The sequence below is a fragment of the Bacillus sp. FJAT-29814 genome (genome assembly GCF_001510715.1).
Classification (GTDB): Bacteria; Bacillota; Bacilli; order Bacillales; family Cytobacillaceae; genus Neobacillus.
This window is the reverse complement of sequence record NZ_LMTJ01000004.1, coordinates 1-12,178: the sequence shown is the minus strand read 5'-3', so window position 1 is coordinate 12,178 and position 12,178 is coordinate 1. Positions and strand designations below refer to the sequence as shown.

At 42.9% G+C, this 12,178-nt stretch carries 9 protein-coding genes; 6 read left to right on the top strand and 3 right to left on the bottom strand.

Features of this window, described 5'->3' with window-relative positions:
* Positions 1-6 precede the first annotated feature (6 nt).
* The 6 genes from AR334_RS10345 to AR334_RS29905 all read left to right on the top strand — a co-directional run bounded on the left by AR334_RS10345 (position 7) and on the right by AR334_RS29905 (position 5,822).
* Entirely contained in the window at positions 7-660 is a 654-nt protein-coding gene (locus AR334_RS10345; protein ID WP_066309468.1) for a hypothetical protein, read from the top strand.
* A 45-nt stretch (positions 661-705) separates the two neighbouring features.
* Positions 706-2,112, top strand: coding sequence for a Sir2 family NAD-dependent protein deacetylase (locus AR334_RS10340; protein ID WP_066309465.1), 1,407 nt, complete (start codon positions 706-708; stop codon positions 2,110-2,112).
* A gap of 13 nt (positions 2,113-2,125) precedes the next feature.
* Entirely contained in the window at positions 2,126-3,076 is a 951-nt protein-coding gene (locus AR334_RS10335) for an ADP-ribosylglycohydrolase family protein (protein ID WP_066309462.1), read from the top strand.
* A gap of 3 nt (positions 3,077-3,079) precedes the next feature.
* A complete protein-coding gene (locus tag AR334_RS10330) occupies positions 3,080-3,970 on the top strand; it encodes a hypothetical protein (RefSeq protein ID WP_066309459.1) in 891 nt (296 codons plus the stop codon).
* Between the two features lie 119 nt (positions 3,971-4,089).
* Positions 4,090-5,388, top strand: coding sequence for a PD-(D/E)XK nuclease family protein (locus AR334_RS10325; protein WP_066309457.1), 1,299 nt, complete (start codon positions 4,090-4,092; stop codon positions 5,386-5,388).
* Between the two features lie 287 nt (positions 5,389-5,675).
* Positions 5,676-5,822, top strand: a complete 147-nt coding sequence (locus AR334_RS29905; RefSeq protein ID WP_172799206.1) for a hypothetical protein — start codon at positions 5,676-5,678, stop codon at positions 5,820-5,822.
* 136 nt (positions 5,823-5,958) lie between these two features.
* Here the strand turns inward: AR334_RS29905 and AR334_RS10320 are convergent, their stop codons facing one another.
* The 3 genes from AR334_RS10320 to AR334_RS10310 form a co-directional block, all read right to left on the bottom strand.
* The gene (locus tag AR334_RS10320) at positions 5,959-7,101 is read right to left on the bottom strand and encodes a YdcF family protein (RefSeq protein ID WP_066309451.1); all 1,143 of its coding nucleotides are present in this window, start codon (positions 7,099-7,101) and stop codon (positions 5,959-5,961) included.
* Between the two features lie 387 nt (positions 7,102-7,488).
* Positions 7,489-9,795 (bottom strand): beta-N-acetylglucosaminidase domain-containing protein, encoded by a 2,307-nt coding sequence (locus tag AR334_RS10315; protein WP_066309448.1) that lies wholly within the window; start codon positions 9,793-9,795, stop codon positions 7,489-7,491.
* Positions 9,796-10,271: 476 nt separating this feature from the next.
* Positions 10,272-11,567 (bottom strand): hypothetical protein, encoded by a 1,296-nt coding sequence (locus tag AR334_RS10310; RefSeq protein ID WP_066309447.1) that lies wholly within the window; start codon positions 11,565-11,567, stop codon positions 10,272-10,274.
* Positions 11,568-12,178: the final 611 nt, after the last annotated feature.

Here is a 12,178-nt window from a genome sequence, read left to right as displayed (position 1 = left end):
ATGATTATGTATAACTATGAAGTGATTGAAAAAGCCTATCAGGTTTATACGCAAAAATTACAAAAGGAACCTAAATTAATAGAATTGGAAAATAAAGCAGTTGCAACGATGGACTCTATAAAACAAAAAATAGCGGAACTGCCGCTCGAGGATGAAAATTGCAACATTGGTTTTGTCCACGACTATTTATTTGGTGAGGGTCCAGATGCATTTGCCGCACCAATGGCGATTCCGCTGCCGGGGATAGAGAATAATCTGACACGTATAGTAAGAACAGTGGGCGGACAGAAACGGTTAAGAAATCTTTTTTCCCTTGTCCATAAAGAACGGACTGTTGAATTATTAAAGCAAATTAAACGGAACAGCTTACAGTATTATGTTCACAAAACTCCAGATCGGTTTAGTCCTAGACCAAGGTTGTATTCCAGCCGATTCGAGCTAATGTTATTTAATGATATGTTCACCACCATCGCGTACTTTCCTGCTCTGATACATAAGGCTCAATTGGTCGGTATTCAAACAACTAGTAGGAGATTTGAAGACATTCAGTATGAATTAAGGTCATGTACGGACCGTTATTTAGAGGAAAATCATTTAAGCCATACATTAACTGACTTTCAAAAGTCAGCATTGGCCTGGTACATAGAAGAAGCAAGCTAATCCCCCTTTTTGAGGGGGAAGATTTTTCTAAAGGAGCGTGATGAAATGCCAAGAAAAGTATTATGGGTGCAGGAAGATTTTTATAAAAGAGAAGGAGATATCGTTTCGCGATTTGAAGGAAAATACAAGATTATCGATATGAAGCATCAAAATCGATATGGCGAGTTTATCTTATGTGAATACATGGAAGAAAAACAAGCAACACCTGGCTGGCAGCGGGTGGCTGGGGTAGCCCCTAGTTCTGAAAATTACTATGAGATTTTAGGAGTCATCGACGCACCAGGCTACCGAAATCTATTGGGCGGAATCGGATACTATATTAAAGATGCACGTACACAAGGTATCAAAGGAGTATCCTACCATGAAGCCTGGAACCTTATTTTTCAAAATGGAGCGACGAATGCCATAGCCTCAAAAAGTCAATCTGGAAACTTTTCAACCCGATTGCTCGATACCATCGACGAATTGCCCTCATTAGACAGTCACTTTTGGAAAATTCCAGCCTACCATCCAGACGGAACACCTTATGCCCCATTGTCGGAACAAGCCAAGATCGAATTGAAAAAAGGATTAAAATATGCAGTTAGAAGCCTGGCGAGAGATGTTGTATCAGAGATTCGGATAGATAGTGAAATAGACGAATCTTCGGTAAACATATTCAAACAATTAATTGAACAGGCGAAAGCAATAACGGTCCTGACGGGTGCCGGCATTAGTACGATGAGCGGAATACCGGATTACCGCACGGCCGCTGCCGGTATGTGGGAAAAGGACCCTTCCATATTAGAAGATCTCAATGAATTGGCATTTCAAGCCAATCCGGTCCGGTTCTGGGCAAGAATGTATGAACTATTAGTAGAAACCTTAAATTCAATCATGCCTTTTAAAAATCACGAAAGCCTGCTGGCGGCGATTGAGGGAATTGAGCCCAACCAGGGGCACCGATTTTTCAGGTGGTTGGAGCAGTTGGATAAGGAGGTAACTATCGTCACGCAAAATGTGGATGGCTTGCATCAAAAAGCGGGGAGCAGCGATGTAGTCGAATTTCATGGGAATATACGGGAATGCTATTGTCCTGCATGCGGGAAATCCTACCTTCTTGTCCATGTATTAAGAGAAGGGGAGGCTCCTCGATGTGAGTGTGGCGGGATTCTCAGACCGGATGTTGTCTTTTTTGGCGACCCCGTAAAGAGTATGGTCAGAGCGAATGCTGCTATTCGCAAGGCTGACCTCATCATTGTTGCTGGAACGTCCTTACAGGTGTACCCATTTAATCAATTGCTGGAATGCAAAAAGGAAGGTTCAAGGGTGGTTTACCTGAACGCTGATGTAAGTAGTGAGGAGCGTTTTGATTTAGTGCTAAGAGGAAATATTTCAAGGATTTGCAGACGTTTAGAAAACGAATTTAAAGTCGAAGAAGAAGACGATGAGTTAGATTTTCTGGACAATTAATGGAGGGATCAAGATGAATAAAAGAGACCGATTTTTAGGAAGTCTTGTCGGGTTGGCTGTAGGAGATTGTGTTGGCGCTGCTGTGGAATTTAGCCCGCCCGGCACCTTTGCACCTGTAACTGATATGAATGGCGGCGGCCCCTTTCGTTTAAAACCGGGCGAATGGACAGATGACACCTCGATGGCATTATGTCTTGCCGATAGCTTAATCGCGGGTAAAGGTTTTAATCCGGAAGACCAAATGCAGCGGTATGTTCGCTGGTTTACGGAGGGATATCTAAGCAGTATAAATCAATGCTTTGATATTGGGAATGCAACGAGGGATGCATTATCCAGGTTTCTGAAGACAGGGGAGCCCTACAGCGGTTCAAAGGATCCTTATAGTGCTGGCAATGGGTCGATCATGCGGTTAGCGCCTGTTCCTTTGCTTTGGTCAGACAATATGGAGCAAGCCATCTACTATTCGGGAGAAAGTTCAAAAACCACTCATCAAGCAGAGGAGGCGGTAGATGCCTGCCTCTACTTTGGGGCATTAATTGCTGGCGCGGCAAATGGAATGGAAAAAGACCACCTTCTAGCTCGTACATTTGTAGAATTGGTTGAAAGTAAAATCGGAAGGTCATTAAGTCCTAACATTAAAGAAGTGGCAGAAGGTTCCTTCAAGCACCGGCAGCCACCGATCATTACTGGCAGCGGTTATGTCGTACGTTCATTGGAGGCTGCACTCTGGGCCTTTTATCTAACGGATGATTTTAAAGAGGGACTATTAAAGGTCGTAAATTTGGGGGAAGACTCGGATACGACCGGAGCAATTTATGGTCAATTGGCAGGTGCTCATTATGGGATTTCCTCGATTCCAACAGTCTGGAGGGGAAAAATTGTCCAGCTGGAGTTGATTGAGAACTTTGCAAACGGACTTTATGAGTTATCGCTTATTGGGCCGGGAGAGACAAGGAGAGAGTAGCCCATGTTAATAAAGAAGACATTTCCATGTGCTTGTGGCTGGTGCGGGGAATGGGTAACTGGCGGGCTCAGAAAACAAAGGTCGCTGGTTGAAATAGTCGAGGATGAATTAATTGCTGCGAAGCATCAGAACCCCAGAGCAGCCTGGCGCTCTGTCTACCAAAAGCTGTTGCTTGGCCAGGTCGTCCCTGAAGAAGTTTCTTGCCGCAGCGGCATGTTTTTCTGCTTTGAATGTAAATCCGGTTTCGAGCAACTTGTTGTCTGCAATTCTAGTGGAAATCCCCTTCATCCTATGCTGTGCCATGAATGCGGTAGTGAGGGGGAGTTTTTTCCCGCACCAGTGGAAGTTCCATGTCCCCGTTGCCGGCAAATGGTTGGTGAAGGTAAACCTTTATCAACTCAAGAAATACTGAATCGTATGCTTAGCAGATGCGAGATCACAACTGTTGATAAGGATCGCGATAAGCTCTTGGTGGTAGTGGGGAGTAGGTGTCAAACTTACCTTGAACCAATTCTTGATGATATCCATTATTCTGTTTTGGCGGTGACTTCAGGGGAGAATATTACTCATCCGATTGATTTTTGGGAAAAGTTTGCCTCTGTAGAAAAGGTTCTGTTGCAAACCAGCCCTGATACCATTGAGGAGGCAGAGTTGGCACTGCTCCTAGTTCAACAGCTTCAGGCTGTAAATATAGAGATGATCCCGATTGTTATTACTCCTCCTCTGTTTGAGGGGAAGAGAAGAACGCAGTGGATGATGGAGCATATTCAAGAGCTGCAGAGTTTTGTAAAACAGGTCTTGATTGTTTCTGGAGCTGGACTGGATAAGCAGTATGGTCCGCTGGAAGTTTATCGGAAACATGTCCCGATTAAGCTTAGGGAATTGCTTAAATAGTACTAGATTAATAATAGTTTAGATTATTATCAGGTGGATAAATGTGGTAAGATTTATTTGTGAGTATTTGGAAAAAATGCTTATAATCTTTAAAATTAACAGAAAGTGGGGAAGTAGATTTGATAAGTGATGATTTGAGAATGATCACGGGGTTTGTTATTAATAATTATCGCTTGGAAAAGCTGAGGGCTGCTATTAATGAGTTTAACCCTTTAAAGGTTTTAAGACTTAAACACTATGAGATTCGGCATTCCAATGTGCTGGGCTGGCTGTTGGACCCTGAAGAAAATCATCATTTGGGGGATTTTCTTTTTAAGAAAATGGTGTTGGAAGTTTTAAGTCTCGAAGAAAATATTGATCGAAGAGAACTGTTTAATGTTTCGGAAACTAGTATTTTTCTAAATAGTTTTCATGATCTGGAGGTAGAGAGGGAATATTCTATTGATGGTAGATACATTGATTTAGTGTTGATTTCGCACCTCCATAAAATGGTGGTTATTATTGAAAATAAAATTAACGCATCTGAGGGGGAAGAACAATTAAAAATATATTTTGAGACGATTACTCGAGATTTTCCGGGTTATGAAATCTTGCCTATTTATCTAACTTTAAATGGAGATCAGCCTTCCGAAAACTATTATTTTGCGTACAGCTATTTATATTTATATCAATTATTGGATGATTATCTCCCATTAAAAAAGGATCTAATGGGTGAAAAGGTATATAGTTTTGTCCATGACTATCTTTGCAATTTAAGAGAGTTGACGGTAACAGAGTCAGACCATAAAGTAGCATGTGAAGAGCTTTATCGTGAGTATAGCAGAGAAATTGATTATATAGTTTCCTGCAAGGAAAGAGAAATGGATTTGCAGGAACCGGAAAGCAAACAACTTTATGATTTAGTTCGAAAATATAAGGATATTTCTGAATATATCAAACAGCATGGAGATGTGGATTATTTTAAAAAGGCATTTTATCAGTTTATTGAACAGCACCACGAATTAACTTACCGTAAAGACCGGCACGATGTTATCAATGGGGTGTTTTGTTATCCAAGAGAATATCATCTTATTCAAAACTTTAACGGCCTAACCTTAGAAAATTGGTTTTCTGATTACCCGTGCCCGCTAATCTTTGACCGATACGATGAGGCTATTTCCCTTAAGTATGAAGTCGGGCGCTTTAAAGATGAACATTTAGAGCAGCGGAAAGAGTTTGTTAGATTTTTAAGAGACAATACCGAGTATAATCCTACAGATACAAATAATGTAGGTAGGATTATTATCAAAAGACTTCCAATCTACGACTGGAAGAATACCGAAGAAATCCTTCAGAAAATGAATGAGTTATATGGGATGTTGCGAAATGACCAAGAAATTATTACAAAGGCGATTAGGGAGTTTTGGGAGAAAGCTTAACAATTGTCGAGACAGCAACAGAAAAGTGTTTGCACACTTCTCTGTTTTTGTCTTTAAATTTGTTATTGGTTCATAGTTTTCTTGTGCTTTTTTTAGACCCAGTGCTTGAAAAAATCTCCGTTCTAGGAGTATCTCGGTGCCTATAGCACCACTCAAATTTTGTCGAAGACTGATAGAATTTTAAGATATGTATAAATGGTAGAATAGAGTTGCAGCTTAATATTGTTAGGGTGGCCTGGTTGTCCAATCTTCTTTTCCTAAATTTTTAGGGAAGGGAGGTGATAATCATGGAAACTGTTCTTGAATTCATTCGTGAAGTTCTGAAGGGGATTGTGCGGGAAACTGCTGCATTTTTCTATCGGAAAAACATCTTGGAAAACAAGAAACCACCCTCACGCCGTCGCAAGCAAAAGGGTGGTTCGCACAAAAACTAAACACTGACAACTACCACCCTGACGGTAGAAGCTGCATGGGAGAAGTGTTACAGCACTTCTCTCTTTTTACTATATATCCATTATACACAAGATTATTCCATTTTAAAAGATGATCATCACCCGAATAATCAGTGGTTTAGCGCTGCTTGTCCGGGTATTGCCAAACGCCGGTGGCTCTCATTAAGTCGCGGTAAATGACCAAAGTTTCGTCTTTGGTTACGTTGTGGGCTTCTTCGATCGATGAGTAATCCAAGTAAACCACATTCGTGAATGACCGGTCGCTATTTTTTGCATTCATTTTATCGTAAAACTGGCTTGCTTCCGTAAAGATGGTAAGTGCTCGTCTCATATGGCTGGCGCTTGTCACCAGCGTGACATCCTTCAGACCTTCTTTTTTAAGGATGGCTGTAGAGAAGAGGGCATTTTCAACGGTGTCTGTTGATTTATCCTCTGTCAAAATCCTTCCTTCCGCTATACCCTTTGAAATGAGCCACTCCTTCATTAACTTTGCTTCAGTATTGCCTTGCTTCGGCACGCCGCCGGTCACAATGATTTTTGAATTTGGATACTTGTTGGCTGCGGCTAGACCGACCTTTAAACGTTCAATTAATGGCTCTCTCATCGTTCCATCATCCGCTAGTGCATATCCAAGAATCACAATGGCATGCTTGCTCTGCGGCAGGTTTTCTGGAACTTCCGTATTTAATGTGGTTTTCATAATCGATTCTGTAGCGGCGAATTTTTCAAGGTATTCATTGGTTTTGTGGGCGTCGAGCCGTTTTAAATTGGCGATGGCCGTTTTATACGCTTTCTCATCCCCATTTACTTTTGAATAAACTCCGTACAGCAGATGTGCATTATAGTTGTCAGGGTCCAAATTCAGAATTTGCTGGTAGGTTGCTAATGCTTCCGGGATTTTTTTCTGGATGATTTGTGTGGATGCCAGCGAGAATTTGAGATTGACATCGTGAGGGTCCAGTTTGACGGCCTCATTATACGCGGCCTCAACCACGTCATATTTACCTTTTAGGGTAATCCCTTTAAAAATTTCTTCTTCCGCCTGCTTGAGGTCGCCGCCATGCCAATAATAGTACATCGCGATATCTTCTAGTTGATTGATTCGATAAGAGGTAGGTTCATCTGTTTTAATCGGGGCAATGACCGGATTCGGGTTCGTTTCTTCTGCCTCTTTGAAAGCAGGCGCCGCAAAAGCGGATGATACTGTGATGGTCCCGGCTAAAGCAACTGCCAAGCCCCATTTGCTTTTCCATTTACTCATAAGAATCTCCTCCCTTTTTTAGTTGCCGTTAAGATAAGGCACGGACCGCTCTAATTCAAGGTTTACAATGATTAATAAATAGGATCATTTTTAGTTCCGTTTGGTATTTTTGGTGGGATTAAGAAGGAATAGAAAGGAACGGGTCCCTGCAAAGCAGTGTCCCGCTCCCTGTTTCATTCCTTATTCCTTGTCAATCTTGATCTCGGCTATAGTCGGCGTTTTGGTTTTCTATCATTTGGAGGCGGTTCCGTGGATACAAACTGGTTTTGTTCCTTGAACGCCTTATGGAGACTCCCAGCCGGTATTGTCCTCATCAATGATTAATGAGGCAGTTTCCAGGGATTCCTCCCGGTTCTCGTGGAAGTGGAACCGCCCCTTTGACACCTTTTATTGATGCACGTTAAATACTTTCATTTCGTATAGCGAGTAGCCCCAGCTGGTGGCCCGTTTGATTCCTTGCATGCGGACATGACGGGCTTGTGTAGCTGGGAAGTCGATTTCGTCGGTACCGCCATTGCTATTTAACTCCGTATGGACATCGGTCCATTGGCTGCCGTCCTGTGAAACTTGGATCTTATATTGTTTTCCGTAGGCAGCTTCCCAGTTCAGAACCACTTTATTAATCGTATAAGTCTGCCCAAGGTCGACGCTGAGCCATTGATTGTCCGTGTAAAGCGATGCCCAGCGGGTATTGTTGTTCCCGTCGACCGCCAAATCAGGTGTCAGCCAGTCTACCTCAGAGGAGGAGGCTGTTGCGATTTTCCCTTCCGCTAAATTAACGCCATTGAGCGCCCGGTCAAAGAAGGCGCTGAGAACACCCAAGCTTAGTTTTTGCGGGACCTGGTTCAACTGATTCATCGTCGCTTTCAGCTCCGCTCTCAGCTCGGAAGCTGCCGCTTCATCCTGTTTTTGTTCAGCGAGAATCATGTTGACGGCTTTTTCACCAGCAGCTCCATACAGTTCCATTTTTCGTAAATAACCGTCGACCTCTTCTAAAAAGTTCTGATTATCCACGGTTTTGCGAAGCTCAGCCGGGATGTTTTTCAGCTGCTGAAATTCTTGTAAAAGGTTGGCGGAGGCCGATTCCAGCCCTGCGCCGCTGTCAGTTGTTGCCCAAAACTCCTTGATTAGCGAGGTCAATTTTTCCGAATAAGGCTCTTTGTTGCCATTGAGACTCGTCGAATAAGACGCGTCAACAAACGCCTTTAATGGTTCAAACGCCTTGGCGCCGGCGAATTCCTTCAACCCTCTAAGCATGGAATCATTTGGATTGTAGGCTTCCGGATTCCAGGTATAATCTGCAACCGTAAATAACGGAATCTTCGACGCCTCGGCCTCGTTCATCGGATTGGCGGTTAACCCGATGACGCCATGCTCCGGTGTCAGGCCTGCATCCCTTCCGGTTAACGGTGCAAGGAACAAGCGGTTGCGGTCAAAGTCATTTACCGGGTAATTGTCCCAGATTAACAAGTCATGCTTAAAAATGCCATGAATTCTATCTGCATCTGCGGTTGTGATCGTCGGCGCGACAACGCCAATTCCTGTCCATTGCACGACAATGTCCGGCTGGACGAGGGCGGCAAATCTTGTCCGGTAAGGGGTGGTGCCTGCTTGATAGTAATCGGTCGGCACGGTAATTAACCGTTCGGCCCCTTCGTGCTTCTTAATAAATTCACTATTAAAACGATTCAAAAGGTAAGCCTGGGCGGCGGCAGGTGGGTTAGCATCGCCTCCGAATTTTGCCCGGTCTTCCGGTGAGCGAAGATTCGGATCGATATCGTCAAGGAACAAAGCGAACGAGCGGACCCCGACATCCCACATCGCCTGAGCCTTGTCGATTAACGCCTGCAGGTCCTTATCGCTGGAATAGGTAATCGTATTCCCCGGTGATATGGCGAACGTAAAGGTGACGTGGTTATCATGGGCAGTTTTCACCAGTTCTGCTATTTCAGCGATTTTCTCTTGAGGATAAGGATCGCGCCACTTGTCCCGGTGGTACGGGTCATCCTTCGGGGCATAAATATAGCTGTTCATTTTATGGTCCCCGTAAAATTCCAATTGGCTGAGGCGATCCTCGTGTGACCATGGCTCGCCGTAAAAGCCCTCGATGGCTCCCCTGATTGGCATTGTTGGCCAGTCTTTGATCTCGACCTCCGGAATCCAATCGGTGCCAGGTCTTTCCACAATCAGTTGCCGGAAGGTCTGGGTCCCGTAATAGGTGCCCGCATCATCTTTTCCGGAAATCACAATATGCTTTTTTGCTTCGGTGCCTTGTTTGGAGGTAATGAGATATCCTTCTTTATTGTTTATAGTGAGGTCTTTGATGCCGGTTTTCTCGGTGATGGTTTTGACCTCTGCCTCATCGGAAAATTCGCCCAGCCAAATAATGACCGGTGCCTGCAGTGATGGATTCGTGATGTCGCTCTCGACAATCATGGTGACACCGGCCTTTGTTAATGCTTCCTTTAGTTCGGTGATTGCTGCTGGGTCGGTTCCTTTTTCGGTGACCAGTGACACCTTCGGATTTAACGGGAAGCCGTGTGCAGTTGTTTTCATGTATTTCGGAATCGGGGAAACGGTAGGATTGTAGTTTACTACAGGTTCCTCTGCACTGGCTGTTTGAAAATCGATGGGAGCGGCCAAACCTGCTGCTAGACATACGGACAGGACAGCCTTAGACAATTTTTTAGCCATGGATACCACCTCTTTTTTAAATTTTTCATTGCAATAGAAGTTGATAAGTAGATAGAATTGGTTATTTACGCCTCCTTTCAGTCATTTTCCGTGAGTGCAAGGTTCTAGGTGAGGTATTTTGAAAAAGCATAAAGCTTGTTCAAGCGGAGTGTGGGGATTCGTGAAAACTGGAACAACAACAACAAGGCAGGGGGAACACAGTGAAAAGGCCTGTCCTTCTCACACGTGCCGCCCTGCCTGATCGAATCAGTAACATGCGTAAAACATTATTTACAGAATATTATAGAGATTTATGAAAGCGTTTTAAAGGGTAGGAGGGCCTATTTTGGTGGCGGGACCAAAGGGGGAAGGGTACAGACCATGGCGAGGGTTCCGCTGGCATGAGAGATAAACCAGAAGCCCGTCTGTCACAGCAAAGCACAGCTAGCTCAAACTTGCTAGCTGTGCTTTTTTTGCAAAATGCCAATGCCTTTAGACTAGGCTGTTTCTCTAGTAATTGAGGTCACATGGTTGATGATTGCCTCTTGATAAGAATTGACTTTGTTAAATATGCCTGAGTATGGTTCTTTTAATAGAGGGTCTTCAAGGATCCCTTTATAATAAGGGGCCTCGTACTTAATTTGATTAAAGTTATCAGTGATGTCTTTGCCCTCTGCAATCAAGAGATTCATTTTAACCAATCCGGCCAAACATTTTTCGAACGTGAAAGCCTCTAGCAAATAGGTCGAATCCTTTTTTGCCAGGATATCCTTGGCGAGGATCGTCAATCGGTTCCGGGCTATTAGGCCCTCATTCATATTCGACAGCCAATCAATCTCTTCATTCTTTAATATAAGCTTCAATAAATAAGTGGATCGGGCATCATTATACTTGATAAAGCCTTCCCACATCATGTCAGTATGCTTATGCTCCATTGCTTTTTTGAAAGAATCCTTGGCTTCCTTTAGATACATCGTAAATAATTCCTTTTCTTCGCTTGATAATAAATCAAGCTTCTGCTTTACCTGTTTAATTCCTTCTATGGAAAAGAAGTCGGTCTGCTCCAACCCAAACTTTTTCTGAAGAATGGAATAAGCTCTCTGGTTGTAAAATAACCCTAAATAATTAAAATAGACCGTTTGCGTAACAGAGTTTTTTAACAAAGTTCCCCGTACATCAAGGATGTTGAAAGTATCAGCCAGCTCCAGTTTTTGATAGTCAACAATCGACTTAATTAGTTTGACGGTTTCCTCTATTAAAAGTAAATTCCCTGTACTAATCGATAGAAGTGCATCCCTTTTTTTATCAATTAAGTTTAACAGCTTGGTCATTTTTTGAATATTTTCATCGCGGTTTTCATCCCGTTGGTTAAATAGGTAGGGTAGGAAAACGATGATATCGATAAAGTATTGTAAATTTGCAGCAAATTCAATCGCTGTTTTTGAATTTCTTCCAAACCGCTCTGTTAATTGCTCGTACACTTTTTCACTGGCACTTTTAGAATCTTCCATATCATACTGCCTTAATAAATAGGTAAACGGGGTAACATAATTTTCGTTTTCTAGCACATTCCCTTCCATTTGGGTTAGCACATTGACGCTATCAATGGACAAATAGGTTTTCATAGCAATAATGAAGGCCGTAAAGGAAACAACGAGGCCCACTACCGTGATGGTAAACTCTACTAAACTTGTCGTGCTTTTAAAATGGTAGATTTCATAACTAATGGCAACGGAAATGATGGAACCAACGATAGTAAAAACGACCCAATTAGGAATTCGCAACTTCTTCATTTATCATACCTCACTGTTTAGTGGTTATTTTGTACTATTATACCATTTCGGTCCATCTCCATAGAGGGAGGGATCGAGATATACTTTTCGTGCCTCAAATAGAGGTGCAGTATAATTTCCTGTGCATAAAGTATTAGCGAAAAGGTTTACCTACTTGTTAAAAGTGGGTGTTCCAGATGCTGCACGCTTTTTGGAGGTAATAAAAGCAAGGGAGGGCATCAGGATACTTTAAGAGAGTGCTAGTGTCATTATCCTTTATCAGGTTTGACAAGAGTCGGGGGAATGCCCCCCGCATATTATTAAATATTATCCGGTGCTCTCTTTAATAGGTTCCCAATATGACTAAAAAAAGCAACCGGTCACGTAGGAGAGTTCTACGTGCCCCATTTGTGCAAAAAAGAAAGCAACCGGTCACGTAGGAGGGTTCTACGTGCCCAATTTGGCTGTAAAAAGGAGCAACCGGTCACGTAGGAGAGCTTTACGTGCCCAATTTGTGCGAAAAAAAGAGCGACCGGTCACGTAGGAGAGCTCTACGAGTCAAGTCCATTCTTTTGTGTAAAAGTGTCAATAATGTTTTTCAACCAATTAATAAATTTATTAATAAATGGTGT